This window comes from Macrococcus bovicus (assembly GCF_030376725.1).
Taxonomy (GTDB): Bacteria; Bacillota; Bacilli; order Staphylococcales; family Staphylococcaceae; genus Macrococcus; species Macrococcus bovicus.
Genome location: NZ_CP128470.1, coordinates 429,142 through 455,562, shown reverse-complemented (window position 1 = coordinate 455,562; position 26,421 = coordinate 429,142). Strand labels below are relative to the sequence as shown.

28 protein-coding genes are annotated in these 26,421 nt (G+C 43.7%); 9 read left to right on the top strand and 19 right to left on the bottom strand.

The features are described from left to right. Nucleotides 1–15: 15 nt before the first annotated feature. From QSV55_RS02805 to QSV55_RS02795, 3 genes are all read left to right on the top strand, one after another. The gene (locus QSV55_RS02805) at nt 16–435 is read left to right on the top strand and encodes a MarR family winged helix-turn-helix transcriptional regulator (RefSeq protein ID WP_289650610.1); all 420 of its coding nucleotides are present in this window, start codon (nt 16–18) and stop codon (nt 433–435) included. 92 nt (nt 436–527) lie between these two features. Beyond that, nucleotides 528–1,172, top strand: coding sequence for a hypothetical protein (locus QSV55_RS02800; RefSeq protein ID WP_289650609.1), 645 nt, complete (start codon nt 528–530; stop codon nt 1,170–1,172). Continuing rightward, the gene (locus QSV55_RS02795; protein WP_289650608.1) at nt 1,173–1,616 is read left to right on the top strand and encodes a YaiI/YqxD family protein; all 444 of its coding nucleotides are present in this window, start codon (nt 1,173–1,175) and stop codon (nt 1,614–1,616) included. Here the strand turns inward: QSV55_RS02795 and QSV55_RS02790 are convergent. Beyond that, nucleotides 1,610–2,077 (bottom strand): GNAT family N-acetyltransferase, encoded by a 468-nt coding sequence (locus QSV55_RS02790; protein WP_289650607.1) that lies wholly within the window; start codon nt 2,075–2,077, stop codon nt 1,610–1,612. The two genes, QSV55_RS02795 and QSV55_RS02790, sit on opposite strands and share 7 nt — an antisense overlap. A gap of 49 nt (nt 2,078–2,126) precedes the next feature. Between QSV55_RS02790 and QSV55_RS02785 the strand changes: the two genes are divergently transcribed. Beyond that, a complete protein-coding gene (locus tag QSV55_RS02785; RefSeq protein ID WP_289650606.1) occupies nt 2,127–2,663 on the top strand; it encodes an LOG family protein in 537 nt (178 codons plus the stop codon). Here QSV55_RS02785 and QSV55_RS02780 read toward each other — a convergent pair. The 6 genes from QSV55_RS02780 to QSV55_RS02755 all read right to left on the bottom strand — a co-directional run bounded on the left by QSV55_RS02780 (nt 2,637) and on the right by QSV55_RS02755 (nt 10,345). Then, nucleotides 2,637–3,104, bottom strand: a complete 468-nt coding sequence (locus QSV55_RS02780) for a 2-thiouracil desulfurase family protein (protein ID WP_289650605.1) — start codon at nt 3,102–3,104, stop codon at nt 2,637–2,639. The two genes, QSV55_RS02785 and QSV55_RS02780, sit on opposite strands and share 27 nt — an antisense overlap. Further along, nucleotides 3,088–3,636, bottom strand: a complete 549-nt coding sequence (locus QSV55_RS02775) for a GNAT family N-acetyltransferase (RefSeq protein WP_289650604.1) — start codon at nt 3,634–3,636, stop codon at nt 3,088–3,090. Before QSV55_RS02775 ends, QSV55_RS02780 begins: the two co-directional genes overlap by 17 nt. Nucleotides 3,637–3,691: 55 nt before the next feature. Continuing rightward, complete coding sequence (locus QSV55_RS02770; protein WP_289650603.1) at nt 3,692–6,037, bottom strand: immune inhibitor A domain-containing protein; 2,346 nt, start codon at nt 6,035–6,037, stop codon at nt 3,692–3,694. 133 nt (nt 6,038–6,170) lie between these two features. After that, nucleotides 6,171–7,850 (bottom strand): immune inhibitor A domain-containing protein, encoded by a 1,680-nt coding sequence (locus QSV55_RS02765; RefSeq protein WP_289650602.1) that lies wholly within the window; start codon nt 7,848–7,850, stop codon nt 6,171–6,173. Nucleotides 7,851–7,954: 104 nt separating this feature from the next. Then, entirely contained in the window at nt 7,955–8,248 is a 294-nt protein-coding gene (locus QSV55_RS02760) for a hypothetical protein (protein WP_289650601.1), read from the bottom strand. Nucleotides 8,249–8,311: 63 nt separating this feature from the next. Beyond that, entirely contained in the window at nt 8,312–10,345 is a 2,034-nt protein-coding gene (locus QSV55_RS02755; RefSeq protein WP_289650600.1) for a cation:proton antiporter, read from the bottom strand. Nucleotides 10,346–10,416: 71 nt separating this feature from the next. Here QSV55_RS02755 and QSV55_RS02750 point away from each other — a divergent pair, with 71 nt between their 5' ends. After that, on the top strand, nt 10,417–10,920 hold the full coding sequence (locus tag QSV55_RS02750) for a cupin domain-containing protein (protein WP_289650599.1): 504 nt from the start codon (nt 10,417–10,419) through the stop codon (nt 10,918–10,920). Between the two features lie 33 nt (nt 10,921–10,953). Here QSV55_RS02750 and corA read toward each other — a convergent pair whose 3' ends face one another. Next, nucleotides 10,954–11,901 (bottom strand): magnesium/cobalt transporter CorA, encoded by a 948-nt coding sequence (gene corA / locus QSV55_RS02745; protein WP_289650598.1) that lies wholly within the window; start codon nt 11,899–11,901, stop codon nt 10,954–10,956. Between the two features lie 9 nt (nt 11,902–11,910). Then, nucleotides 11,911–12,324, bottom strand: coding sequence for a GNAT family N-acetyltransferase (locus tag QSV55_RS02740; RefSeq protein ID WP_289650597.1), 414 nt, complete (start codon nt 12,322–12,324; stop codon nt 11,911–11,913). Nucleotides 12,325–12,555: 231 nt separating this feature from the next. Between QSV55_RS02740 and pflB the strand changes: the two genes are divergently transcribed. Both pflB and pflA read left to right on the top strand, forming a co-directional pair. Beyond that, a complete protein-coding gene (gene pflB, locus QSV55_RS02735) occupies nt 12,556–14,805 on the top strand; it encodes a formate C-acetyltransferase (RefSeq protein ID WP_289650596.1) in 2,250 nt (749 codons plus the stop codon). A 23-nt stretch (nt 14,806–14,828) separates the two neighbouring features. Continuing rightward, on the top strand, nt 14,829–15,584 hold the full coding sequence (gene pflA, locus QSV55_RS02730) for a pyruvate formate-lyase-activating protein (protein WP_289650595.1): 756 nt from the start codon (nt 14,829–14,831) through the stop codon (nt 15,582–15,584). Between the two features lie 30 nt (nt 15,585–15,614). Here pflA and QSV55_RS02725 read toward each other — a convergent pair whose 3' ends face one another. From QSV55_RS02725 to QSV55_RS02715, 3 genes are all read right to left on the bottom strand, one after another. Then, entirely contained in the window at nt 15,615–16,091 is a 477-nt protein-coding gene (locus QSV55_RS02725; RefSeq protein ID WP_289650594.1) for a DinB family protein, read from the bottom strand. A 141-nt stretch (nt 16,092–16,232) separates the two neighbouring features. Then, nucleotides 16,233–16,721 carry a DUF456 domain-containing protein gene (locus QSV55_RS02720; RefSeq protein ID WP_289650593.1) on the bottom strand — a complete coding sequence of 163 codons (489 nt, stop codon included), beginning with the start codon at nt 16,719–16,721 and terminating at the stop codon, nt 16,233–16,235. Continuing rightward, nucleotides 16,718–17,923, bottom strand: a complete 1,206-nt coding sequence (locus QSV55_RS02715; protein ID WP_289650592.1) for a sugar efflux transporter — start codon at nt 17,921–17,923, stop codon at nt 16,718–16,720. The genes QSV55_RS02720 and QSV55_RS02715 overlap by 4 nt, the downstream gene beginning before the upstream one ends. 56 nt (nt 17,924–17,979) lie before the next feature. On the opposite strand from QSV55_RS02715, the gene QSV55_RS02710 reads away from it, so the two are divergent. Then, nucleotides 17,980–18,615, top strand: a complete 636-nt coding sequence (locus QSV55_RS02710; protein ID WP_289650591.1) for an MOSC domain-containing protein — start codon at nt 17,980–17,982, stop codon at nt 18,613–18,615. Nucleotides 18,616–18,663: 48 nt separating this feature from the next. On the opposite strand, the gene QSV55_RS02705 is transcribed toward QSV55_RS02710, so the two are convergent. The 3 genes from QSV55_RS02705 to QSV55_RS02695 are packed head-to-tail and all read right to left on the bottom strand — an operon-like array spanning nt 18,664 to nt 20,928. Next, entirely contained in the window at nt 18,664–19,320 is a 657-nt protein-coding gene (locus QSV55_RS02705) for a GTP pyrophosphokinase (RefSeq protein WP_289650590.1), read from the bottom strand. A gap of 11 nt (nt 19,321–19,331) precedes the next feature. Then, nucleotides 19,332–20,183: a LysR family transcriptional regulator gene (locus tag QSV55_RS02700; protein WP_289650589.1), complete on the bottom strand. Its 852-nt coding sequence runs from the start codon at nt 20,181–20,183 to the stop codon at nt 19,332–19,334. Further along, nucleotides 20,170–20,928, bottom strand: coding sequence for a TatD family hydrolase (locus QSV55_RS02695; protein WP_289650588.1), 759 nt, complete (start codon nt 20,926–20,928; stop codon nt 20,170–20,172). The genes QSV55_RS02700 and QSV55_RS02695 overlap by 14 nt, the downstream gene beginning before the upstream one ends. A gap of 139 nt (nt 20,929–21,067) precedes the next feature. Between QSV55_RS02695 and QSV55_RS02690 the strand changes: the two genes are divergently transcribed. Further along, nucleotides 21,068–21,937: an SDR family oxidoreductase gene (locus tag QSV55_RS02690; RefSeq protein ID WP_289650587.1), complete on the top strand. Its 870-nt coding sequence runs from the start codon at nt 21,068–21,070 to the stop codon at nt 21,935–21,937. 121 nt (nt 21,938–22,058) lie between these two features. Here QSV55_RS02690 and QSV55_RS02685 read toward each other — a convergent pair whose 3' ends face one another. From QSV55_RS02685 to QSV55_RS02670, 4 genes are all read right to left on the bottom strand, one after another. Further along, on the bottom strand, nt 22,059–22,595 hold the full coding sequence (locus tag QSV55_RS02685; RefSeq protein ID WP_133451336.1) for a ribonuclease FAU-1 family protein: 537 nt from the start codon (nt 22,593–22,595) through the stop codon (nt 22,059–22,061). 121 nt (nt 22,596–22,716) lie between these two features. Next, on the bottom strand, nt 22,717–24,585 hold the full coding sequence (locus QSV55_RS02680) for a DHA2 family efflux MFS transporter permease subunit (protein ID WP_289650586.1): 1,869 nt from the start codon (nt 24,583–24,585) through the stop codon (nt 22,717–22,719). 12 nt (nt 24,586–24,597) lie between these two features. Then, nucleotides 24,598–25,248, bottom strand: coding sequence for a biotin/lipoyl-containing protein (locus QSV55_RS02675; protein ID WP_133451334.1), 651 nt, complete (start codon nt 25,246–25,248; stop codon nt 24,598–24,600). Nucleotides 25,249–25,578: 330 nt separating this feature from the next. Then, nucleotides 25,579–26,415, bottom strand: coding sequence for a MetQ/NlpA family ABC transporter substrate-binding protein (locus QSV55_RS02670; protein WP_133451333.1), 837 nt, complete (start codon nt 26,413–26,415; stop codon nt 25,579–25,581). Nucleotides 26,416–26,421 lie beyond the last annotated feature (6 nt).

The following is a 26,421-nucleotide window of genomic DNA, read 5'->3' as shown; positions in this document are numbered from 1 at the left end:
TGTTGAGGAGTAACTATGAATAAAATATCATCGCTTGATTATCATCTTTATCATGCACAGCATCAACTGATTAAATATTATAACCGCGTATTACTGAAGCCTTATCAGCTGAGTTATCAGCAGTATCTGGTTCTCATGGTATTGAACGAGTCAGATGGCCTGCCTGTCCTGAAATTAGGCGAAAGGCTGGCTTTTCAGTCCGGTACTATCACCCCTATCATTAAAAAGATGGAGCTGGCTGAATTAGTGACGAGAATCCGATCGTGTGAAGATGAACGGATCGTACTTGTCCATTTAACATCTAAAGGTAAAACGTTGATTGAACAAATCAATACAATCCCTGAGGAGATGCTTGTGCATTCCGGTATCAGTTACGCAGATTACAAGCATTTAATGTATTTAACAGATAAAATTACGAATAGTCTTGAAGAGTAAAATGACGGTTGTCCTTGTGACAGCCGTTTATTTTAAGCATATTCAGGGTAAGATGAAGTTATTAATACGACCTTATGAAGGAGAGAATGACGATGAATGATAAAATTAAAACCGCTGTAAACCTAGGGGCTCTTATCCTCGTCCCCCTAATTAATGAACGCCACCGCTTAAAAGATAACCCTGATTATGTCGCTATCAAAAAGAAGACGGTGAATACGGCTATCGCTACGAAAGATGTCGCTGCAAAAGCGAAAGACCGAACAGTGGATACAACGCAGAAAATGGTTCAGACGACGAGAAATGTAAAAGACAAAACTGTCGCTGCCTCTCATTTTGTAGCGTCGACTGCCCAGAATATTCAGGAGAACCGCGCAGAAAACAAGAAGCTCAAAGAAACAAAACAGATGGGCAAGCAGCTCGAAAAAGCTATCAGTCAACGTCAGAAAGAAGAAGAAAAACGACTGAAAGAACGCCAGCAGCAGATGAAAGAAGAGCTGGCGAAAGCTGATAAAGAAGCGAAGAAAAAACATCAAGCAGAATTAAAAGGAATGAAGAAGAAAGAAGCAGATTCCGCTTCATTTTTAAGTGCATTTACACGGCTGCGTCCGCAGACAAAAGTAGAAACGCCGGAAACAGTTTACGATTTCAATCATGATGAGGATTACTCTAATGCACCATTGTTCGAGACCCATCGTCAACAGATGGCTGCTCATATCGAACGACGTGGCAAATATTAAATGGAGATTATCGTCGATGCTGATGCCTGTCCGGTGATTGACGAAATCATTGAGCTGGCGGGTAAGCATCAGCTTGAAGTGATATTGGTGCGAAACTTCAATCACTTCACTTCTAAACAGTACCCTGCATACGTCTCGGTTCAGTATGTCGATGACGGCGCAGACAGTGCAGATTACAGAATCGTCGCCCTAGCACGTCCAGAAGATATCGTCATTACTCAGGATTACGGGCTAGCGAGTCTTCTTCTTAATAAGAAAGCCATCATTCTTCATCATAACGGCAAACGCTATACGCAAGATAATATTGACCAGCTGCTCACAGTTCGACATACCTCTCAGCAGATGCGACGGGCAGGGCACCGTACTAAAGGTCCAAAAGCCTTATCACCTGCTGACAAGTCCTATTTTAAAGACCAACTGAAAAAAACCATCCTTAATCAATGATTATGGATGGTTTTTGATAATACTTTTAAGTTAAGAAATCCTTGCCGCACCATTCGTTTCCTGTCTACAAAACCTGTCTTGATAAATGCATAATAGCCATTATCATTTTTCACATTGACCATCAAGTACAGTTCTGATTTATTGAGACTAGAACAGTATTCTTCTATTGCCCGTAGCGCCTGTCTGAAATAACCCTTGCCTTGATACTGACTTGAGATGGATAAGCCGCGCAGATAGATAGCATCGGTATCTGCACCCATGACTGGCAGGATGCTGCCTGTTTCCAGTGCAAATACACCGATCACTTCATTATCTTTTAATATGACAAAAGGCTGGTAATCCGCTTTTTTTCGATTGATGATATATTTAGGATGGCCGGAAAATCTCATCTGCCCGAGTGATAATGAGTAATGTTCTAACGGAATCTCCATTCCAGGATATACTTTCATAATTCTGATCATACCGTCACCTCTTGCCCTAATGATAACATATTTAGAAAGGATTTTTTCCATGAAATCAGTAGCAGTCTTCTGCGGCTCCCGTCTAGGGGCACCTATTTATACCGAACAGGCCAAAAAATTAGGCGCTTATCTAGCCGCTCACAACATCCGTTTAGTATATGGAGGCGGTAACGTCGGACTGATGGGTGTCATTGCTGACAGCGTACTCGCGCATGGCGGTGAAGTCATCGGTGTGATTCCGGGTTTCCTGCGAGATAAAGAAGTCGCGCATACCGGACTGACAGAACTGCATATTGTCGACAATATGCATGAACGTAAAAAAATGATGGCTGATTACTCTGATGGTTTTATTATGATGCCGGGAGGTGCCGGTACATTGGAAGAGTTCTTTGAAATCTTCACTTGGGCACAGCTGGAGCTTCATCATAAACCCATCGGTATCTACAATATAGACGGCTATTATAATACGCTCTACCAGATGCTGCTTGAAATGCATGACCGCGGATTTTTAGACGAGCGTTATCTATCACTGGCAGTTCTGGAAGAAGAACCGGACGCCTTAATCCAATCCATGACCCTCAAGTAGAGGGTCTTTTTCATTGATGACCTGAATACCATTCCGTCTGAGGAGTGCTGATGTGACACCGAGCCCCGGCTGTTTAGTGCTGTCAAACTGACCGTTATAAATCATTTGAGTGCCACAGCTCGGGCTATATTCCTTTAGTATCACCAGGGTCACTTGATATTGCCGGCACATAGCAAGCGTCTGCAGCGCCCCTTCCTTAAACTGCGCAGTGACGTCTTGACCGGAGCGCGTAACGACGCGCGCACGACCTTGCCAGACCGCTTCTCCGTCCCCTCCCCTTATTTCTGCCGGCTCTCTAGGCACCTGCAGCCCGCCCATCAGTTCCGGACAAACCGGCATGGCCTTCCCGTCCTCCACTAACTGTTTAAGACGTGAATTTAACTGGTCACGACCATCATAACGAACAGGGTGCCCGACAAGACAGCTACTGATCAGTATCATTTTGATCCTTATAAAGCACATGTTTTTCGAGGGGATGGCCGGACGGAATCATAGGATGATTGAACGTTCTGTATTCAGCGAGCCCGATTTTCTGCATAACGCGAATACTCGGCAGATTTCTGACACTTGTCAGACTGTAGATAGGACCATTAATCCTTTCTCTTCCATAAGAAAGGACGGCCTTGGCCCCTTCTGTCGCATAGCCGTTTCCCCACGCCTCTTTGCGGAGACGCCAGCCAATCTCATAAAAAGGCATCTCAGCTAGGGAGAACCACTTATTCTTCTCCAGTAAGTGCATGCCGATGAAACCGATAAACGCTTCGGTCGCTTTGAGCTCTACTGCAAATAAACCGATGTTGTTTTCTGCTATATCGCGTTGCATCTGCTGAAAAATGATTTCCGATCTTTTATAGCTCAGCCGGTCTGGAAAATAGCGTCTGACTTCAGCGTCAGCATTCATCTGCTGGAATAAAGGCAGATCTTTCTGTTGCCAGTTGCGTAGAATCAGGCGGTCCGTCTCTATATAATTCATCTCCTCACCTCGTCTCTATTATAGCAAATAAAAAATGCCACCGAAGTGGCATTTTTTATTTATAGACGATAACTTTACCGACCGACTTATCTTTAGATTCTGCGACCACTTTCACTTTCAGGCCGTATTGCGGTAAGATTTTACCGGCATGTGGCTGTGCTGGGTTAGAGTAGTCATTCTGATCGTTGAAGAGAACGCTTGACTTCAGATTATTGTCAACAAGCGTTGAACCATCGTCAAGTTTCAATTGAATCGGTTCCTGCGCCGTCATGCTGAATGAGGCATCACGAACCTGATACTGCGTAGATGCATAAGATGAATTGGCACCGTTCCATTTCAGTGCGTTCTGGTCTGCATCGACGATACCGATATAACCATAGCCTGGATGTTTCGCTACATGGTTATCAGAATAGCTTTCATCCACATAATAGATGTTCAAGCCTTGGTTGAAACTCATTAAGTTACCTGCACGTTTAATATGTGCCAGTCCTTCATCAATCTTATGATGACTTCTCCACTGCAGCAGGTAATAGTTTTTGCTGTATTTCTTACCGTCTGACACTGAGAAACCATTCAGATCAAATCTAGCAGTATTTTCTGCGCCGTCTGCCAGCAGTGTAGCGCCGTCTGCATTGACCTTGATATCATCGATATAGAGGCCTGATCCGATTGCACCCGCGTCTGTGACATATAGATAGCGCAGCTGAACTTTTTTGCCTGCATATGCTGACAGATCGAATTGAGCATCTACCCAGCCGTTGCTTGTGCCGTCGATACCATTACCCGCATTGGCACCTGAACCTTCAGGGTCATCATTATTCGTAATGTTACCTGCCAGGTTAGTCCAGTTCTTACCATCTGTAGAGGCTTGTACATAGGCATAGTCATAACCTTTTTCAATATCGTATGAAGCCTTAAATGATAATGCTGCTGCTTTTTTGCCTGTTAAATCTACTGTTGTCGTCATCGATGTCAGCAGATTGTTATCGGCACCACTGAAATAAGTTTTAGTGCCTTCAGCCGGCTTGACCACCTGTGTTTCTTTATCAGGTAACGTGATTTTCACTGCATCATCATTTGTCCCTTTACTAGAAGCTTCATCTAATGTGAAGGACTGCGGAGTCGATGTGACGTCTTTGACATCAATTTCACTGCCTGTCTGCCAGTTACCACCGTGGTAGTTCTGCAGCAGTTCTTTCATATATGCGTCAAAACCTGTTGGTTCTGTACCTGGAATTTTACCTGCCCAGCTACCGCTTGACATGATTGACCAATATGAGACCGGTTCCCCTTTACCGGAATAGATTGTGTCATATTCATCAGGAAGTCCTAAATCATGGCCGAACTCATGAGAGAATACGCCGGTAGCGCCGTCTTCAGGTTCAATAGTATAATCAATGACTGCCAGTTTACCGCCAAACTGATTCAGTCCAGACTTGGTATTCGGAATAGTGTAAGGTTCCCCCTGGTTATTGAAGTCAAGGCTCCAGCGATGAGACCAGATAGCATCCGGACCTAAACGACCACCACCAGCATCCTCACCTGGTCCAGCGTGAATAATCATGACGTGGTCAACGATGCCGTCTTTTTCATTCAGCACGCCGTCACCATCTAGATCATAACGGTCCCATTGATCATAATCTGATAGATTCAGTGTTGGATCTTGTGCCGCTTTTTCAAGCGCTTCTTTTACAAGTTCCTTCGGACGAGCGTCACTGCCATCAGCGTCAGGATAGTTGCCGCCGTAATAGGCTGCCGGGTGATCAGCCGTGTACCAGCCATGGACTTCTCCATCAATATCGTAACTGCCACCTGATTGATTCTGATAGAACTGTTTCATACTAAGCAGGTTCTCACCATTCGGCCCTTTGAATCCTTTATCACCGAATACCATCTGCTGGTAATGATCAACAGGATAATCTTCATAGAACATATCACTTTCTTCTTTTGTGATAGTTGAGTTTTTGTAGTCCGGGAAATCAATGGCGAGGAGCAGGACTTTGTCTGTACGCTTTTCGCCGTTATAACCTTCCAGCTGTACAGGTTTCAGAACATTGGCATGGCCATTCTTCTGTCCTTTTCCTTTAACGAAGCGATTATCTTTTGCTTTGTTGGATTGATTGGTGACTTTCTTGAACTTCTTGACGAACTTGCCTTCATTTTTTACTTTCTCTGTCGCTGCTTCCCCTTTATTTTTCACATAAGCTTTTACTGCTTTTTCGGCTTCAGCACGTGAAGCATTTTCCTTTAAGATCCCTTCTTGTTTCAGCATCTCAATTAAACGGTCTTCATTGGCAATGACACTGTCAAAGCCCGTTCCCTTATAATAGTCACTCGCAAATGCAGTACCCGATGAAATGATCCCTAGTGTCAAGACAGATGAAATAACTTTCTTCTTCAAATAAAGGCCCCCTTGTGTTTGATTAAATCTATTATGTCGGAATTCGAATGAGTTGTAAATAAGTATTTTAAATTTTCTGATATATTTTCTTAAAAATAAAAATGCACATCTCATATTGAAATGTGCATTTTTATTATTTATATATTTTTATTTTAGCGACTGTGCCTTCTTTATTCTGCTCGACCACTCGCATTTTAATGCCGTATTGCGGCAGTACTCGTCCAGCTTCAGGCAGCATCAGTTTATCCAGTTTCGCCTGGGTATAATTGTAGTCAGAAAAAACAGGTACTGGGTCTGTGTTGTTTTTCTTGAAGAAGTAATTTGACAGTTTATTATAGTTGCCGTAACGCTTCGTATTGAACGGGGCATCAAATATCTGGATATCTGTCGTCGGTGCGTGACCTGTCTTAGAAGTCAGGGTCTTCGGCGTCGCATCGACTACCCCCACTAAACTTTTACCCGGGTGATTGATCAACGCGGAATTATTACGGTAATATTCGTTGACATACCAGATCAGCATGCCTTTGCCGTAATAGTTTCGGCCGAATGGATCATATATTTCACTGAGTCCGCTATCTAGCCCGGTATGGGTGCGCCACTCAACCAGATAATACTGCTGATAGTTTCTATAGCGGCCCGATTTCAGTCTTTTTCTGATGTCCGGCAGTTCGATTCGCAGAATGTCATTATTACGCCCTTTACTGCTGGCCTGATCCAGCAGATAGGTTTTGCCTTTTTTCGTGATATCAGTGGATTTGATGACCGCTCCGCGCAGCCAGTTCCCGCCGTACATCATCTGCAGGTCAGATTTAGCCAGCGGACTTAAGCCGACAGGTTTCGAGCCGACCAATTTACCCGTATCTGCACCGTAACTCATCAGTGACCAGTAACGCACAGGTTCTCCTGCATGACTGCCAGCCGAGCGGGAGGTGTCATATTCATCAATGAGTCCGAGCATATGACCGAACTCATGCGTGAATGTACCGACGGAACTATCTTCTGCCATCACCCCGTATTCGCTTATCGCCAGTCGATGTCCAGGGAACTTGGAGGTCCGACTGTAAGTGCCGGGAATGGTATGAGGGCGCGAGCCTACTTCACTGACGTGCTCCCAGATTGAATTCGTGCCGAGCGCCCCGCCTCCTTCACTTTCTCCGATACCGCTGAAAACGACGATAAATTTATCAATGATGCCGTCTGGTTCGTTGATGTTGCCATCCTGATCCCGGTCATAATAATCATAGCGATCATATTTTTTCAGATTGATGGATTTGTCTTTAGCGACACGTGCCGCTGCTTCCATGATCAGTTCATGGACATGGGCATCATCATTCGCATCCTCATTGACGCCATAATAACTGAGCGGCTTCTTCGCACGATACCACCCTGATACCTGACCGCTTAATGTAAAACTGCCTCCTGAGGAAATCTCGTAATAATTTTTTACAGTGCGATAGCTTTTGCCGTCTGACCCTTTAAACCGATCTGCAAAAAATAAATCTCTGTAATGTTCCTTCGTATATTTCGGATAATAGTTTCTTGAAGCATTTGCAGCCGGTGAATAGCGGCCGACTCCCGGTTTTAGCGTCGACTGCTTGCTGTCACTGAAATCCATCATGACAATCAGTACGTTCTCTTTCGTCACAGGACCGCTATATTTTCTTGATTTAAAAGCGGGCATACCGAAAGTAGGCAGAAAATCTCTTTTTTGAACGATTTCTGGGTTAGTTTTCACTTTTTCAGCACCATCCGCTATAACGGACTGACTAGCGAGAAGGAGTGCTGCAAGTGCTGTGATCATTATTTTCTTCATTTTATCCCTCAATTATTGTTGCTCTTTCCCTAAATCATACCATGACTGTCCTTTCTTTAATATTAAAAGCATCTGATTTCCGTAAAAATCAGATGCTCTTGAGGTTATCTGGATTTGTAAGATAATAGACGAAGTTTCACTGGGTCTGTTTTAAAGTTAATCTTCTCATTACGCGGTGTGGTTACCGTCGCATCCACGATATCAGCTGTCTCGTTGAATTCATAGGTGACTAGAAATGTTTCAAAGTCATCATCAAAATTCGGCTTCTGGGCAACGATACGATTGATATCCCCGAAGCTGTCCGTCACCGTATAACCCGTAATGGCTTCCAGTTCACTAGCGAGCTCTCTTAAAGTTATCTCCTTATTTTCAATCAGAACAAACTTCTCTTCATGCATGGTCATCATCCTTTTTCTAATATTCTTAGCTTTTTCATTCCCTGTCCCTTACATCGAGAAACATTAACTCTGATTATCAAGCAGAATCATTTCGTCATAGTTCAAGGATTGTCGCAGTTCAATTGCCACATCAGGGGAAATCTTGCCTCGTCTCACTAGCTGCTGCACCACTTCACGTTCCATCCCAATCATATTCAGCGCCATCAGTGCTTCCGCATCCTCAAGTTTTTCGTTCACAATATTACGCTTTAACTGTTCTACCCGGTTCAGGTAGATGTCTGAGACAAGTGCCACTTCCATCCGGTTATGGTCGCCCGCTTCTTCCAGTAAGGCAGAGAGCACTTCAGTGTATACCTTATTGGCGATATTCTGCAGTTCAATCAGATGACTTCTGAAGGTAAGAGGACTTACTCCACTGAAACGCGTGCTCAGTTTACGTCTACTTTTACGTACGCGCATAATGAACAGTACTCTCTTAACGAAAGAAGTATGTGCAAATAACCGTGTCCGTTCGACATAGGCGACATAGTTTTGATAAGCAGTCTCAGATATAGCACCGCTGGCCGTTAAATCTTCCAGCACCGCTGCCTCGACATCGAGCGCTTTATTCTGGAGTCTGATGATTTCTTTCGGGTTTTCATCATTATCCCGGATACGCTTATAGAAGTTGATGCGCATCGTATTCTGTCGAATCAGATTACCTGTAATCGCTGTATTCTCTTCTGTCGTCTGCTGCTGCAGGTATTCAATGGCTTTTTCAATCACGAATATACGCGCTTCTTTGAACGAATATTTGGAGGTGTTCTGGATAACATCGTTCTCCACGAGCAGCGGCAGCAGTACCTGAGCCACGACTAAGCTGATGACCACCACCCCTGCTGTTATAAATAGCAGATCGTCTCTGTAAATGAACGACCGGTCCTGATAGATCTCATAGGGCAATGTCAGCGCAATCGCCATTGAAATAGTCCCGTGAACACCACACACTGCCGCTATAAGCGCATATTTAAAGCGTGAAGGACGTTCTTCCGGCAGACCTGCATCCGGATTATTCAGTATTTTGATAAATGGATTCTCAGGTATATAAAACATGTCATAGAGCATGAAAACCCATATAAATCTGAAGAGGTAGACCAGAAGTGAGATGATGGCTGTCAGGATTAACAGCCCCACTAAATTCTGTCTTTCGTGGGTGACGATCTCAAGCGTCACCTCCGGAATAATATAGCCGAGGATGGTGAAGACCATGCCGTTGAGCACAGTCGATAACAGGCCCCAGGTATAGTTATATCCCATCTGCAGCTTAGTCGTCGCCTGGCTGAAACGGTCGCGTTCTATGCCGTGAATAATACCACCGATAACCGCGGCGATGACACCTGATACATGAAAGGCTTCAGCAACCATATAAATAACGAAGGGCGTCAGCAGCTGAATCAGGCTGAAAATATACTCTTCTTCAAAGCCACCATCTAACAATCTGATTCTGATCTGCACAAAGATAATGCCGATAATCAGCCCGATGATGACACCTCCGAGAGAAGTCGTCACAAACTGTATCGCAGCCCCCTGCACAGTGAAAACATGAGCAGTCAGGGCGACCACTGCGATATTGAAACTCAGAATGCCCGCCGCATCATTCAGCAGCGACTCTCCTTCAAGGATGGTCATCAGTCCTCTCGGCAGTTTTTTACCTTGTGCGATGGCCTGTACAGCAACTGCATCTGTCGGACAGATGATAGCAGCCAAGGCAAAACAAGCGGCTATCGGAATAAGCGGCATGATAAAATGTGTAATATAGCCGAGACCGATGACTGTCGTAAAAACGAGACCAATCGCCATCAGGACGACAGGTTTTATATATTTCAACAGTTTAATGCGCGAGACATGATTACCTTCCAGAAATAACAGCGGTGCGATGATACCGATCAGAAACATCTCAGGTTCAAATTCCATGACGATAGGAATCGGTGTCAGAAAGATGAGCATGCCTAAAAATATCTGAATAAAGACAAGAGGTATCCGCGGAAACTTGTAATGAATAATGGTCGATAGAATAGTAGCGATAATAAAGCTCGAGAGCATAATAAATATTTCCATCTGATCATTCCTTTCTATGCTTAATCAATCTGATAAAGGGAAATAAGCTGTTAAATAAAGGAGGTTATTTTATGAGACATACCATCTTACACGCACCCGTTTCACCATCAGCACCTAATCATATGGTGCTGCCGGTTATCATTTATCATGATATCAAAGAGGACCCGTCCGAACTATTTAAACGCAATGGCTGGCATCAGATCTGGGTGAACGGCGTATTTGATTACCACCACTTCCATCCGAATTGCCATGAAGTGCTCGGCGTTAAAGCAGGTCAGGCAGAACTACTGATCGGAGGCGAGAACGGCCAGACCGTCACGGTACATAAAGGCGATGTGCTTCTGCTGCCCGCCGGTTACGGTCATAAGCGGCTTGCCATGTCAGAGGATTTCAGGATTGTCGGCGCTTATCCGACGGAAGATGCAGTAGAGACCACTACTTCCTATGATGACTTAACGGCTGTCAACAGAACAATCAACCGGGTTAAGCTGCCGGGTTCAGATCCAGTAACCGGCAGTAACGGCCCCATGTTCAAAGAATGGCATAACATCTATTACTGTAACGCTGAATATTAGAAAAGGTCATGTTTCTTCAGAAACATGACCTTTTTAAAACCAGTTTTTCCGTCTGAAGTAGAGAATCATACCGAATGTAATGACCAGCATGACTATCCAGACGCCCAAGTATCCATATTTCCAGTGGAGTTCAGGCATGACGTCGAAATTCATGCCGTAGATCCCGGCAAGCAGTGTCAGCGGCATGAATATCACGGAGTAGATGGTCAGAATCTTCATGATGTTATTCATTTTGAATGAGTTAAGTGAGATGTAATTATCACGAATGTCGGCAGTCATCTCACGTGACGATTCAATCATCTCCACCTGCTTGATCAAATGGTCATTGATATGATGCAGAAATATTTTCTGCTTCTTCGATAACGACATGATTCTGCCTTCCAGCAGTCTATACACCAAGTCTCTCATCGGCAGTACTGTTCGTCTGATCAAGAGCAAGTCTTCCCTTAAATCAAAGGTTTCCTCAATCAGTACCTCTGTTGAGATGTCTACTGAATGTCTGTCCTCAAAAGAGAACACTTTATCTTCAAGTTCATAGACGAAAGGAAAATAGTTATCGACAATCGCATCGAGTGTCAGGAACATGATTTCAGATGTGGATGCTTTCGAGTTATCTTTCTTATGGATCATCATATTCCATACTTTATCGACTTCTTCTGAATGCTCTTTGTGATAGGTCACGACCAGAATATCATTGATGAAGACATCTATTTCTTCCGGCTTCATCGTATTCAGATCAATGGCATGGAACACATAAAAGAGATAGTCGTCATATTCCTTATATTTCGGTCTTTGTCTCACTGAAACTGCATCTTCTATAGAAAGAGGATGAAAATGAAAGAACTGGCTGAGCAGAAGGTTCTCATGCAATGTCGGTTCGGACATATCCACCCACAGGAGCCGCGGCTCTGAAGTCATTTCATAAGGTGATTCGCATATCTTCAGCTCATTATTAATATCGATATATAACGTACGGATCATTGGCCACCTCTAGAGTTCAAGTCTCATTTCTTTACCTACCCAATTATAGCCTAATTTCTTGTTCAGGGCGACCATCCCTCTATTAGCGGGATGGACAGTACCCTTGATATAAGCCATCCCTTGTGCTTCGCTCATTCTCTTCACTTCATTTTTCAGTCTGCTTGCATAACCTTGTCCTCTTCGACGGGGATCTACCCACAACGATTTGATGTGTGTATGATCAGTCATCTTATACCAGATGAAGGCTATCAGTTCTTCTTCAACGATGGCTAATATCTGATCGCCCTCATGCTGCATCAGTAATTTCAGTGACTCTTCTCTTAAGAGGTAATCCAGGTCCGTCGGCTGCCAGTCTTCATAGCCAGCAGGAATTGACTCATGCAAATAAGCGATTTCTTTAAGTAACGGGTGATCATCATTCATATGTATTATCATATGCTTATTTTAGCACGATGAGTAGAGAACAGACCACCGGGTAAACAACTGTTATAGAGACAGCTTTCATTTCAAAGTATGTTCTATTACAGCTCAACCCTTGATACTACTGAATCGATAAAAACAATAAAAAAAATTGATGAATAATGTGATTATATTCACTTACATGATATAATCATATTGTGAAGTCAATCACATTATGTTTGGGAGGCATAAATTATGTTAAAGAATGAACAAAAACAAACAACTGCATGGTCTGGGTTCAAAACAGGGAAATGGACTAAACGAATTGATGTCAGAGAATTCATTCAGCTGAACTATACACTGTACGAAGGTAATGATGAGTTCTTAGCACCAGCAACTGCTGCAACTCAACAATTATGGAAACAAGTCATGGAACTGACTAAAGAAGAACGTGACCGCGGCGGTATGTGGGATATGGATACTAAAGTGGTCTCTTCCATCACTTCTCACGATGCAGGTTATCTGAATAAAGATCTTGAGACTATCGTCGGCGTTCAGACAGAAAAACCATTCAAACGTTCCATGCAGCCTTATGGTGGTATCCGGATGGCTAAAGCAGCATGTGAAGCTTATGGCTATGAACTTGATAAAGAAACTGAACACATCTTCACTGAATACCGTAAAACTCATAACCAAGGTGTCTTCGATGCTTATTCAAAAGAAATGCTGGCATGTCGTAAAGCGGGGATCATCACCGGTCTGCCAGATGCCTATGGCCGCGGCCGTATCATCGGTGACTATCGTCGAGTGGCTTTATACGGTGTGGACTTCTTAATGGCTGAGAAAAAACGCGACTTCGATAATATCTCCACAACCATGTCTGAAGATATCATCCGTCTACGTGAAGAAGTATCTGAACAGTACCGCGCGTTAAATGAACTGAAACAATTAGGCGAAATCTACGGTTTTGATTTAAGCCGTCCGGCTGAGAACTTCAAAGAAGCTGTACAGTGGACTTACCTTGCTTATTTAGCGGCAATCAAAGAACAGAATGGGGCTGCGATGAGTTTAGGTCGTACTTCTACATTCCTGGATATCTATGCAGAACGCGATATTAAGAACGGCGTTATGACAGAAGAAGAAGTACAGGAAATTGTTGACCACTTCATCATGAAATTACGCTTAGTGAAATTCGCTCGTACACCTGACTACAATGAATTATTCTCTGGCGACCCGACATGGGTAACTGAATCAATCGGTGGTGTCGGCATGGATGGCCGTGCACTTGTGACTAAAAACTCATTCCGCTTCCTGCATTCTTTAGATAACTTAGGCCCTGCACCAGAACCAAACTTAACCGTACTCTGGTCTACACGTTTACCTGAGAACTTCAAGAAATACTGTGCGAAGATGAGTATTCAGACTTCATCCATCCAGTATGAAAATGATGATCTGATGCGTGAAAGCTACGGTGATGACTACGGTATCGCTTGCTGTGTTTCTGCAATGAGAATCGGTAAACAGATGCAGTTCTTCGGCGCTCGTGCTAACTTAGCGAAAACATTACTCTATGCCATCAACGGCGGTAAAGACGAAAAATCTGGCGCTCAAGTCGGTCCGGCTCTTGCACCGATCACTTCAGAATATCTGGACTACGACGAAGTGATGATACGCTTCAACGATATGATGGAATGGCTGGCAGGTGTCTACATCAATTCATTAAACGTCATTCACTACATGCATGATAAATACAGCTATGAAAGAATTGAAATGGCTTTACATGATACAGAAATTATTCGTACAATGGCTACAGGTATCGCAGGTCTGTCAGTTGCAGCTGACTCACTATCAGCAATTAAACATGCTAAAGTGAAACCGATCCGCAACGAAGACGGATTAGTGGTTGACTTCGAAACTGAAGGTGAATTCCCGCAATATGGTAACAACGATGCACGTGTCGATGATATCGCTGTTCAATTAGTAGAAGAATTCATGACCAAATTACGTAAACACAAAACATACCGTGATTCTGAACACACTATGTCAGTGTTAACTATCACTTCAAACGTTGTATATGGTAAGAAAACAGGTAATACACCAGACGGCCGTAAAGCAGGCGAACCATTCGCACCAGGCGCAAACCCAATGCATGGACGTGATCAAAAAGGGGCTTTAGCGTCATTATCATCAGTCGCTAAATTACCATACGACTGCGCTAAAGACGGTATCTCAAACACCTTCTCCATCGTACCGAAATCGCTTGGTAAAGAAGACGCTGCACAGCAGCAGAACTTAGTCAGCGTGTTAGACGGTTACGCGATGCAGCATGGTCACCACTTAAATATCAATGTATTCAACAGAGAAACTTTACTGGATGCAATGGAACATCCAGAAGAATATCCACAGCTGACTATCCGTGTATCGGGTTACGCAGTCAACTTCATCAAATTAACACGTGAACAGCAGCTGGATGTTATCTCCAGAACATTCCACGAAAAAATGTAACTAATTGCTTAGGGGGACTTCAATTGATTAAAGGACACATTCATTCAGTCGAAAGTTTAGGAACGGTAGATGGACCCGGTCTAAGATATATCTTATTTACCCAAGGGTGCCTACTACGCTGCCTATTCTGTCACAATCCAGATACTTGGCAAATCGGTGAACCTTCACGTGAAGTGACAGCTGAGGAAATGGTTCAGGAGATCCTCCCTTATAAGCCTTATTTTGATGCATCAGGTGGCGGTGTGACAGTGAGCGGCGGCGAACCGCTCCTGCAGCTGCCCTTCCTTGAAGAATTATTTAAACAGCTCAAAGCTGAAGGTATTTCTACTTGTATAGATACATCAGCCGGCTGCTTCAATGAAACACCTGCCTTTATGAATCACTTTAATGAACTGCAGAAATATACTGATTTATTCCTGCTGGACATCAAGCATATCGATAATGACAAACATTTAAAGCTGACAGGCAAGCCTAACACCCATATTCTGAAGTTTGCGCGTCTATTGTCTGACCGTAAACAGCCTGTCTGGATCAGACACGTTCTTGTACCGGGGCTGACAGATAGCAGAGAAGATCTGATCAAGCTCGGTGAGTTTGTTAACTCCCTGGATAATGTAGTAAAGTTTGAAATCCTCCCCTATCACCAGCTGGGCGTCCATAAATGGGAGGCGCTCGGTATCCCATATGAATTAACTGACGTCGAACCCCCAAGCGACGAAGCAGTCAAAACAGCCTATGATTTAGTCGGCTTTAAAGGATTGACCCCTCTTAACAGTTAAAAAAGATTCAGGCAGCTGCCTGAATCTTTTTTATTTGTCATCTCTTGATGGACCATAGATTGAAGGCACGTGAAGACCGGCCTGACGCATCAGCACAGTCATCTGCCCACGATGATGAACTTGATGTAAGTTCGCAGCTTGCAGCAGTGCCCCTTTTTGCATCTTTGTTCCGAACATATCCACTTCATCTGATAGATTGTCATCTGACAGAGAGTTCTGATAAGACGCCACTACGCTTTTGTATGTTTTTTCATAGATATCTGCAATCTCTTCCGCACTGTCAGGTGCTGAGTCAGGCGTAAAGCGCGCACCTTCAAATGATTCGCCCGTAAGTGAAGCAAAACCGCCGACACTTTGTGTGATATGCCATGCAATTTCACCTAAAGTACGATCCTGCTCAGACACTGCCTGTTCCAGAGAGTCATCAGTCAGTTCTCTCAAGCAGTTCAGCGTCAATTGACCTTCGCGTTCATATTCCTCGATAAATGCAGCTTTAGATGTGTACATGTAAATCCTCCTCTACTGTGATGATTTAAGTGTAGAGGGTGAAACCCTAAAGTGCAACAAATGCACTTTGTTCCAGTCAGGAAGATAACCGAAGAGGCCGTTCACAGCAGTGAGCGGCCTCTTCGGTTATTAAGTATTTCTTCAGAAATTGATATTTATGTCTCCTATAAACCATACCGTCATCACCATCAGCATGACGAGTTTCGCAAATGTACTTGCGAGAAAGCCCAGTAATGAACCCAAACTCGCGTCCATCGCTTTCCTCATATCCTGGACGACTAAGAGTTCCACTATAAAAACAGTGATCAGAGGGAACAGAATGATACCGAACGGCGGATAGACGAAGCTCCCGATTATCACACTGATGAGTGCTGTGATCTCGCCTGCTTTACTGCCGCCGTAGCGTTTGACGAAGTAACTGCCTGCGACATAATCGCTGACGAGCATGAATGCTGTGATGATGACCATGACCATCCAGAAGAACCAGGAGAGCGTGGTACTGTCTATGGCAAAATGATAAATCAGAAACCCGAGCCACATCATCAGCACGCCCGGAATAACGGGTACGACTAAACTGACGAATGCCAGTATAAATGAAACCGTGACCAGCAACCAGAGTAAGGTCGTCATTCAATAATATCCTCCATTCTGACGGGTTTCGTGAAGATCAGTAAGACGAAGGCCAGCAGGACAAACGATGCAGAGACGAAGAAAACATTGCTGAGTCCGACGATGTCACTCATGAAGCCACCAAGCAGATTACCGACTAACTGGCCGACAATCATCGCATTCGAGAACAGCGTTGAAGCATAACCCGGGAAATCAGGCAGGATATCCTGGAAATAACTGATGCCCAGTCCGAGTAAGATGGCCAGGAAAAAGGCAAGACCGATCTGGCCGATCAGCATAGCGACGACATTATCAAAGATACCGATTGAGAAGTAATAGCCGCCGCCTAGAACAGCACCGATCATCAGCAGAGTTCGTGTTTCCATTTTTGCTGACATAATCCCCAGAATAATCATGAAAGGCACTTCAAGTCCGGCACAGAGACTCGCTAGATAACCGACGTTCGCTTCCTTAGCATGAAGGTATTCTGTGACAAATAGCGGCATGTTCAGTGTATACATCCATTGTCCCACATGCAGGAAGACAAAGGCCAGAAAAGGAATCAACAGAAACATGTCGCGTAGTAAGTTGGGTGTAACAGGCTCAACATAACCTGCTTCACGAACCACTTCTTTCTTTTCTACCTCTTTATAGAAGATGATGATTGTGAGTAGGGCAGTTAAATAGCAAAGAATCGTCCCGCCGAAAAGACCGGCGTAGCCAAACTGCTTCAGCAGAACTGTCCCGACAAGCGGTCCGAACAGGAAACCGAAGCTGAACATTGAACGTAAGACTGTGTTGGCAAAAGCTGCATGCTTGACGGAAGCAGACTCGTTGATGCTTTCACGGGCTGATGCATAGAGCTGCGGCATGGCCGGTGCACCCATACCCGCAAAAAAGACGTACATCATGATGAAGATGACAGGCGTCTGGACAAAGAAGTAACTGCTGAACGCAATACACGACATCGACAGACTGAAGAGAATCATATACTTGCGCTTGAAATCGGCTTTATCTGAAAAACGAGCGACAATCGTATTCACAAGAAATCCTGCCAGTGCGAAGAGCGCCATCATGATGCCATACATGCCACGGGTCATACCGAGTTCCTGAGTCGCATAGAGGATGAAGAAGGGTACGGTGATCGCGAGTGCCATCCCGAGCAGTATCATGTCCAGCAGGAATAGTTTGTAGTTCTTTATTTTCATTAAATCTCGGAACATTTTCTCACGTACTTTCTTAATATATTGTATGATGGAGTAAAACTTGAGGTGATCAGATGGAGTATGAAGTCATTCAAATATGTACGGGTAAAGTTGAAAAAGTATTGCTGGGCGGCACCCCTAAAAGGACTGCCGTCAATAAATATCCGATTACTGAACCGAATTATTTATCGCGACTCGGTTTTGAAGGAGACGAGCATGCCTATAAAGGCCACGGCGGTGTCAATAAGGCGGTCTGTCTATACGATAAGCTGGATTATGCACTCTGGCAGGGCTTCATTTCAGATATGCCGGATTACGCGATGTTCGGTGAGAATATTACGACAGTCGGTCTGACAAAAGAAAACATTGCAATTGGTGATACATTCAGACTCGGTGATGCTGTTATTCAAGTATCAGAAGGCCGTGGTCCATGCAATACCATCGCAAAGAAATATGGTGTCCCGACACTTGTCAAAATGATGAGTGCTGCCCATGCGACAGGCTGTTATTTCCGGGTGCTTGAAGAAGGCTATGTTCAGCCGGACAGTCAGCTCGAACTGTTGGAGCGTGATCCTGCACAGTTTACTCTAGATGAGTTCAACTCACTCCTGTATACAGATAAGAAAAACGTCAATCTTCTGAAGAAAGCGATCAGTGTATCAGCACTGAGTGAAGATCAACGTCAGACATTCCAGAAACGCCTGAATTAATTGCAGCCTCAGTCATACTTAACGTCATAGCCCGCTCGCTATGACGTTTTAATCAATCAGAATCGTATTGCGGACTCTTGTCATTTTTTCATCAAGCTGACTTGATGCCTGAGCTACCTCAAACAGTTCATCCTTGATTTCCTGACTGAGTTCTTTCGTGTTGTATTTATACTGCAGTTTATGTTCTGTAGAAGCAAAGAAGTCCATCGCTAACGTGCGAATCTGAATCTCTGCCGGAACCCATCTGATGCCTTCAGAGAGAATCAGCTCAGTTTCAACGATGAGATGCAGACTTTTATAACCACTCGGTTTCGGATTCTTTATGTAATCTTTCACTCTTTTTATTTTAAGGTCATTACGCCCTTTTAACAACTCATATATCTTATAGACGTCATCCTCGAAGCTCGTGACAATTCTTAAGCCGACGATATCAAATATATTGTCCCGGATACCTTCAATCGTGAATGGCACGCCTTTTCGTTCTATCTTCTTCTGGAGTGATTGCGGTGTCTTCATCCGCGTCTTAATATGCTCAAAAGGAGAATATTCATAGCGCGTCTGCCATTCCAGTTCTATTATTTCGATATCGCTTTGCAGCTCAAGAAGAGCCATTTCATAAAGCTTAATAAAATCATTGAACTCTTCTATGATCTGCCTATAATCTTCTCGTGCACCGAGGCTATTAAATATTGTTCTTAGATCCATCTTGTCACCTTCTACTGATATTGTCTCATCAAGCTGATGAAAGCTTCCACTTGCGGCAGGCTTAATATATCATGATCATAACTCATGTAAGTCTTACGGGTCATATGTCCCTGTCCGGCGTCCAGAAGTTCAACGGCAAATCGTTCCTGATCGATATCACCGATCACGATTTCCGGCAGCACGGTCATACCGACACCACTGAGCAGCAGTTCTTTACATGTCGCAATTTGATCGGTCCGTATTTGCGGCGCGTACAGTTGCCCGAACTGTTCGGTATACCACTCTTCAATTTCTTTCAGGTAAGCGGCATCCGCCTGAAATTCTATGACAGGGAGCTGACTCAGCTGATGCTGTTTAGCTTTAGGATAGATAAAATAATGTCTGTCCTCTAAAAAGAGCTCGTTGGTCATGTTCATCATTTCTGTCCCGCGGATAATCGCCACATGGAAATCCCGGTGATGTGCTGAAATCTGTGCACTTGAACCTACCTGCAGCTGAATCTTCACTTCCGGATAAAGTTCGACGTAACGACCAAGCACTTTAGGCAGAACCGTCTGACCGATCAAGGAAGAAGCCCCGATTGATAACTTACCGTTGACAACCCCCTCTGAGGAATGAATCAGTTCTTTAAGGGTCTCTTCTTCCTTCAGCATTTTACGCGCATGCTGAATAATACTTTCACCATGTGTCGTCACAATCAACTTCTTCTTCGTCCGAATGAAAATAGCTGTACCCCATTCCTCTTCAATCGACTTCAGGCGCTGACTGACGGCAGGCTGCGAGATATACAGAAGCGCTGCAGCTTTCCTGAGTGTTTCTGCATCAGCTAATGTCACAATTAATCGGTAATCATCTATTTTCATCATGCGCCTCCAATTGATAGAATGAACGTGTATTATATCTGATCTGTTCCATCACTTTATTACGTGTCATCTGTTTAATGACTGCGACCTCATCTATTATAGCAGATAGTTGACCGTGAATGTCGCACTTGTCAAATCCTGTATGCGGCCAAGGACCATCCGTCTCAATCATCAGCTGTTCAAGGGGTACAAGTTCTGCTACCCGTCTCGTCTTGGAGTTCCAAAGAATATCCGGCGTGACGCTTATAAAGTGACCTGCCTTGATGACTTCATTGATTAAATCGTCTGTCGCCTTGAACCAGTGAAAGTGACCGTGGACGTTGTACTGATCAAGCAGCTGCAGCGCAATCGCAGCATCCGCATAGACGGCATGAAGAACGACCGGCAGTTCCAGTTCACCTGCAAGATGAATGAGTGTTTCGAGTAAATGGATGTATGCTTGTTCATCTTCGACTTTTCCTTCCCGTCTCAGATATTGCGGCAGTCCTATTTCACCGATGGCAGAGAGCGCTGACCGGTTGTCTCGTATCCAGTCCACAAGTTCGTTTAGCTGTGCTTCTGATAATAAGGTCTGCTCAGGATGAAAGCCTGCTGCGATGGAGATATCATAACTTCTTTTTAAGTCGAGTAATCTTTTACTGCTGGTCAAATCTGTTGCAACAGCAATGACCTCTTCTACTTGAGACAGAATATCCATCATTTCGACATCACGATATTGAGCTAGATGTATATGACTGTCATACATGTCGCGCCCTCTTTTCTTATTTTATTCGTCTGTTGCATGGTCATAGCATTCACCTCAACTTTTACTTATATAGTATGCCATGTTTTAGGCGTCTTTATAAAAGGTATAACTAAATAATACAAATCGAGGAGGCTCACTCATGGATAAGTTTGAAAAGATTGATAAAGAGATTAAAGGTTATACACAGGAGGGTCAACCAGGCCGCGAGCATGAAATGGATCCAAAGCCTATCGCAGAAGATGAAGATTATCAAGCAGGCGGTAAACTGAAAGGTAAAGTGGCTTTAATTACAGGCGGTGACTCAGGTATTGGTCGTGCAGTAGCCATCCTATATGCAAAAGAAGGCGCGGACGTTGCCATCGGTTACTATGATGAACAGCAGGATGCAGATGATACGGTGAAACGCTTAGAAGAACTCGGCGCTAAAGCAAAAGCTTATGCCTTTGACCTAAAGGACGTAGAGCAATGTCGAAAACTCGCTGCTGATGTAGTCACCGATTTCGGTCAGATCAATATCTTAGTGAACAACGGCGGCGTACAGTACCCACAGGATGACTTCCTGGATATTACACCGGAACAGATTCAGGAGACATTCGCGACTAATATCTTCGGCATGATGTATTTAACGCAAGCTGTCCTGCCTCATATGTCTAAAGGTGATTCCATCATCAATACCAGCAGTGTAACAGCTTACCGTGGCTCTGAAACACTGATTGATTACTCAGCAACTAAAGGTGCGATTACGGCATTTACACGCTCACTGTCTCAGCAGCTGGCACCAAAAGGGATCCGTGTCAACAGTGTAGCACCAGGCCCGATCTACACACCTCTTATCCCAGCGACTTTCTCTGCTGAGAAAGTAGAGAAACACGGACAAGAAACAGCGATGGAACGTCGCGGTCAACCAAGTGAAAATGCACCTGCCTATGTCTTCCTTGCTTCGCAGGACTCTACCTACATCACGGGACAAGCGATTCATATCAACGGTGGCGACTTTATCACAAGCTAATGATTGAAGCCTCTTTTAAAGAGGCTTTTTTCATACTTATCTGTGTTTATTAAATCAGCTGCATTCAAGCAGTCGCTGACTATGAATTCAATCATTACTCTAATATTAATAAAAATAGCCTCTATATCATAGGGGCTATTTTCCGTCTGCAATATTCTACTTTTTCAGCAAAAGAGACAAAGTCACTGCTGATTCGCTGCATCAGCTCATTCGCGGTCTGATAGGCTGCATCATACTGTTCCTGCGTAATCTCACCTTTATGGAGCGCACGCTTGATATCCGCCTCATCCACCAGTTCATATTCACCTGTCGGGAGTACAAGAATGTCGAGAAACATATCAGCTGTTCTCGCCTCGCCCATCTCCAATATATTCCGTTCATTAATATCGATATAATACTGTACCGGCTTACCTGCACGGTCATACATCGCCGTGATGCTGTATTTTTTATCTTTAGGCAATAACTGCAACCATTGATATCCGGCTTCTGCGACCGTAATCGTTGTCCCTACGACCTCTACTTGTAAGGGAGCTCTCACTTTCTTCATCGTCACGAGACCCACAATGCCGTCAAACGTATGATCTTCTATTCTCAGTTCTTTATATTCTTTCTTCTGCAATCTGCGCCAGTAACGTTTATCAATATATTTCGTTTTCAAATCGCACAACTCCTTACACATTATTATATAAAATTAACCATTTCAGAGATAGTATTTTTTATTTTGACCTCATATGTAAGTGGTTCTTTATACAAAAAAAGAGAAGCATTGAGCTTCTCTTTTATGCTTCATCTGAGCGGTAATGATGTTTGCCTTTCAGGAAGAACGATAAGATAAGTGCCAGTGCACTGAGTACGGTAGCGACCCAGAAGGCATCATTGATACCATTGATGGTTGCAAGCTGCTGCATGCGGCCGAGCATCATCTGAGTACCTAGTGCATCATTCCCGACTGCTTGTCCCGCCTGCTGCATCTGATTCATGATGGCAGGGTTGGTCTTATCCAGATTATCCGCTATATCACCGAGATGCGCTGTTGCCTGCTGCGTCATAACAGTGACCAGGATAGCGGTACCGATTGAACCGGCCAGCTGACGAATCGTATTACTGAACGCGTTACCATGAGGAATTAATCTGCCTGGTAATGAATTCATACCTGCTGTCATAATCGGCATCATGATAAATGACATACCAAATGAGCGCAGAATATAGATACTCAGAATATGACTGTAAGGTGTATCCATATTCAGTTTAGTCAGTTCCCACGTTGCATAAGTCATGATAGCAAGACCGAAGATAGCAAGCGGTTTAATGCCGATTCTATCGAATAAACGGCCTGCGATAGGTCCCATCAGACCCATTAAGAGTGATCCAGGTAATAACAGCAATCCTGAATCAAGTGGTGAGAATCCTCTGATGGATTGCAGATAAACCGGCAGAAGGATCATCCCACCGAATAATGACATCGTGACGATGATGTTGATCAATGTCGTGAATGAGAAACCTGAGTATTTCAGAGTTGAGAGGTCCATCATCGGATTTTCCATTGACAGTTCTCTGAAAACGAATAAACCGATGAAAATCAGCCCGATAATAATGGTAGAATCTACAACGGCTGAGTCCCAGCCTTTGTTACCGGCTTCACTGAAACCGTATAAAACACTACCAAACCCGATAGTACTGAAAATAACACCTGGTATATCAAGTTTGGCTTTATGCGTCGGCTGTGCAATTTTGAACCACACGGCTCCAATCAGAAGTGCAATCGCACCGACGATGAACATGCCGTAGAACATGACATTCCAGTGATAGTTCTGGATGACCCAGCCTGTCAAGGTAGGACCGATTGCAGGTGCTAAAATAAATGCGATACCCATCATACCCATAGCCGCACCTCGTTTGTCAGGCGGGAAGATAGACATAAAGATGTTCGTACCAAGCGGCATCAAGATACCGGCACCTACTGCCTGTGTCAGACGGCCGGCCATCATCACCGGGAAGTTGCCTGCGATGGCACAAATCAGAGAGCCGATTGTGAAAAATATCATGGCCGTCATGAATAACTGACGATAAGTGAAACGTTGTATCAGAAAGGCGCTGATAGGCACTAAAATACCATTGACCAGCATAAAGCCTGTTGTCAGCCACTGTGCAGTAGAAGTCGTAATACCAAAGTCATTGATCAGGACCGGTAAGGCGACGTTGATGAGCGTCTGGTTTAAGATTGCGACGAACATCCCGATCATCAGCGCAGTGATGATCTTAGGGATAGTGATATTTTTTCCGAAAGTTAAGTTCGGACCATGCGCATGAGCTGCTGATTCTCTTGGTGATTCTTCAGTAGCAGCGGTCTCTCTATTGTCATGTTCGCGCGCTACTTCACTGTTATAGATCACTTCTTCAGGATGCGCTTCTGTTTTTTCATGTGTACTGTGAGTTGCACTATTATAGATGACTTCCGGCTCAACATGTGTTTTGATCGGCTGCTCATAAGTCACCTTCTCCGATTGATGATTGTAGACAGGTGTTTCTTCCACAACCTGTTCTTCGCGGTCAACCGGTTTAACTTTCTTTCTTCTCAGGAAAAGGCGGTTAATAACAAAGAATACCGCCAGAGATAATAGGATATATGCAATGATAAATGAGGTCATACGATAACCTCCTTAGTTTTTATGAATGCGTACAGTTACATTCATCCCTGGTAAGATGTCTAATGATTTGTCTTTAGAAAGGCTGATTTTAACAGGCACTACTTGAGTGACTTTAGTAAAGTTCGCATTACCGTTTGAAGAAGGTAATAATGAGAAGCTAGAAGCAGTAGCATAACCAATTTGTTCTACTTCACCTTTAAGTGTTGTGTCTTTGTAACCATCAACGTATACATCAACGTCTTGACCTTTTTCGACACCATCAAGATCTGTTTCTTTAATATTTGCTGTAACGAATAATTTGTCCATGTCATAAGCGTAAGCGATAGGTGTACCAGCGCCAACAAAACCATTTTCAGTTGCTTGAGTTTTAACGATTGTACCGTCTTGAGGCATTTTAAGGTCCATTTTTGCTGGTTTGCCGTCCGCACCTTGCGTCATGACCTCACCGATTGTATCGTCCTTAGAAATTTCATCGCCGACTTGCTTGTCAAATGTAGTCAGTTTACCGGCTGCAGGACTTGCAATTGTTAATTGTGTACCGTCTACCTTTGCATTATCTGTTTTAACATAATTTGTTGCTTCATCATAGAAATGATAAGCAGCAATACCAGCAGCTGCAAGGATAAGCAACGTTAAGATATTGATTAAGACTATTTTTTTCATGTGTATTCCTCCATTTAATTTTTTTCACATAAACTATATTATAGTGAGTTTCATCACACTATCAACCAACAATATTCAACAAAGTGTTGGATTTCTTGCCATTCTTCAAATCGCAAACGATTACATTTTTTATTACAGTCTGGAACTTATCAAGTACTCGTATTGATCAGGACTACAAGTCAATGAGATTTAAAGATGAGAGTCTGTATTAACAGCTATATTAATGAAGGTTTTTATTTCTGTAGAGACTTTAGAACAGAAAAATGGCCAGTCTGTGACAGCCTCTACGTAAAAGAACACCCCGTCATCAGCACGGGGTGTTCACCTTCTCTATTTCACGCTTTCTTCGACTTCCTTAATCTCATCTGCCGTCAGCTTATGAACGACTTCGCCACCATTAGAATTTTTCTTGATCGCTTCTGCTACTTCAGGTGTCTGATAATATTCAACGATTTTTTTGTATTCGGCTTTATCTTTATTTTCAGTTTTTGCAGCGATGACATTGATGTACGGCTTTGCATTTTCAGCATCCGCACTTTCAAGATAAATCGGATCGTTCTTAGTATCGAATCCTGCTTTACCCGCTACACCATTGTTGATAATACTTGCTGCTACATCCGGTAACACTCGTGGTGTCTGCTGCGCATCAATCGCTTTGATTTTGATGTCTAATTTGTTCTCTTTTATTTTTGACGGGTCGCCTAACAGCCCAAAGTCATCATTTAATTTAATGATGCCAGCTGTTTCAAGCAGACGAAGTGCACGGGCCTGGTTAGTCGGATCATTAGGAATCGCGACTGTATCCCCTTTTTTCAGTTCCTTGATATCTTTAATCTTCTCTGAATAAATACCCATCGGTGCAAAGACAGTTGTGCCGATCGGTGTAATATCCAAGTGATGTGCTTTCTTGAATTCCTCTAAAAACGCAAAATGCTGGAATGCGTTCAGGTCAATTTCACCTTCGTTGAGGGCATTATTAGGAATCGTGTAATCCTGGAATTCAACGAGCTCTACTTTAATACCATCTTTCGCCGCTTTTTCTTTGATGATATTCCAGACTGTTTTATCTTCCCCTGTCACACCGATTTTAACTGTTTTGTCATCCTTACCTCCACACGCCGCTAAAAATACTACCACACTTAAGACAACCCAAATTAATTTTCTCATCATTTT

What these genes read in the sequence shown, in the direction of transcription:
- QSV55_RS02805 (WP_289650610.1), top strand. Translation starts at nt 16, where the DNA reads ATGAATAAAATATCATCGCTTGATTATCATCTTTATCATGCACAGCAT.
- QSV55_RS02800 (WP_289650609.1), top strand. Translation starts at nt 528, where the DNA reads ATGAATGATAAAATTAAAACCGCTGTAAACCTAGGGGCTCTTATCCTC.
- QSV55_RS02795 (WP_289650608.1), top strand. Translation starts at nt 1,173, where the DNA reads ATGGAGATTATCGTCGATGCTGATGCCTGTCCGGTGATTGACGAAATC.
- QSV55_RS02790 (WP_289650607.1), bottom strand. Translation starts at nt 2,077, where the DNA reads ATGATCAGAATTATGAAAGTATATCCTGGAATGGAGATTCCGTTAGAA.
- QSV55_RS02785 (WP_289650606.1), top strand. Translation starts at nt 2,127, where the DNA reads ATGAAATCAGTAGCAGTCTTCTGCGGCTCCCGTCTAGGGGCACCTATT.
- QSV55_RS02780 (WP_289650605.1), bottom strand. Translation starts at nt 3,104, where the DNA reads ATGATACTGATCAGTAGCTGTCTTGTCGGGCACCCTGTTCGTTATGAT.
- QSV55_RS02775 (WP_289650604.1), bottom strand. Translation starts at nt 3,636, where the DNA reads ATGAATTATATAGAGACGGACCGCCTGATTCTACGCAACTGGCAACAG.
- QSV55_RS02765 (WP_289650602.1), bottom strand. Translation starts at nt 7,850, where the DNA reads ATGAAGAAAATAATGATCACAGCACTTGCAGCACTCCTTCTCGCTAGT.
- QSV55_RS02760 (WP_289650601.1), bottom strand. Translation starts at nt 8,248, where the DNA reads ATGCATGAAGAGAAGTTTGTTCTGATTGAAAATAAGGAGATAACTTTA.
- QSV55_RS02755 (WP_289650600.1), bottom strand. Translation starts at nt 10,345, where the DNA reads ATGGAAATATTTATTATGCTCTCGAGCTTTATTATCGCTACTATTCTA.
- QSV55_RS02750 (WP_289650599.1), top strand. Translation starts at nt 10,417, where the DNA reads ATGAGACATACCATCTTACACGCACCCGTTTCACCATCAGCACCTAAT.
- corA (WP_289650598.1), bottom strand. Translation starts at nt 11,901, where the DNA reads ATGATCCGTACGTTATATATCGATATTAATAATGAGCTGAAGATATGC.
- QSV55_RS02740 (WP_289650597.1), bottom strand. Translation starts at nt 12,324, where the DNA reads ATGAATGATGATCACCCGTTACTTAAAGAAATCGCTTATTTGCATGAG.
- pflB (WP_289650596.1), top strand. Translation starts at nt 12,556, where the DNA reads ATGTTAAAGAATGAACAAAAACAAACAACTGCATGGTCTGGGTTCAAA.
- QSV55_RS02725 (WP_289650594.1), bottom strand. Translation starts at nt 16,091, where the DNA reads ATGTACACATCTAAAGCTGCATTTATCGAGGAATATGAACGCGAAGGT.
- QSV55_RS02720 (WP_289650593.1), bottom strand. Translation starts at nt 16,721, where the DNA reads ATGACGACCTTACTCTGGTTGCTGGTCACGGTTTCATTTATACTGGCA.
- QSV55_RS02715 (WP_289650592.1), bottom strand. Translation starts at nt 17,923, where the DNA reads ATGTTCCGAGATTTAATGAAAATAAAGAACTACAAACTATTCCTGCTG.
- QSV55_RS02710 (WP_289650591.1), top strand. Translation starts at nt 17,980, where the DNA reads ATGGAGTATGAAGTCATTCAAATATGTACGGGTAAAGTTGAAAAAGTA.
- QSV55_RS02705 (WP_289650590.1), bottom strand. Translation starts at nt 19,320, where the DNA reads ATGGATCTAAGAACAATATTTAATAGCCTCGGTGCACGAGAAGATTAT.
- QSV55_RS02700 (WP_289650589.1), bottom strand. Translation starts at nt 20,183, where the DNA reads ATGAAAATAGATGATTACCGATTAATTGTGACATTAGCTGATGCAGAA.
- QSV55_RS02695 (WP_289650588.1), bottom strand. Translation starts at nt 20,928, where the DNA reads ATGTATGACAGTCATATACATCTAGCTCAATATCGTGATGTCGAAATG.
- QSV55_RS02690 (WP_289650587.1), top strand. Translation starts at nt 21,068, where the DNA reads ATGGATAAGTTTGAAAAGATTGATAAAGAGATTAAAGGTTATACACAG.
- QSV55_RS02680 (WP_289650586.1), bottom strand. Translation starts at nt 24,585, where the DNA reads ATGACCTCATTTATCATTGCATATATCCTATTATCTCTGGCGGTATTC.
- QSV55_RS02675 (WP_133451334.1), bottom strand. Translation starts at nt 25,248, where the DNA reads ATGAAAAAAATAGTCTTAATCAATATCTTAACGTTGCTTATCCTTGCA.
- QSV55_RS02670 (WP_133451333.1), bottom strand. Translation starts at nt 26,415, where the DNA reads ATGAGAAAATTAATTTGGGTTGTCTTAAGTGTGGTAGTATTTTTAGCG.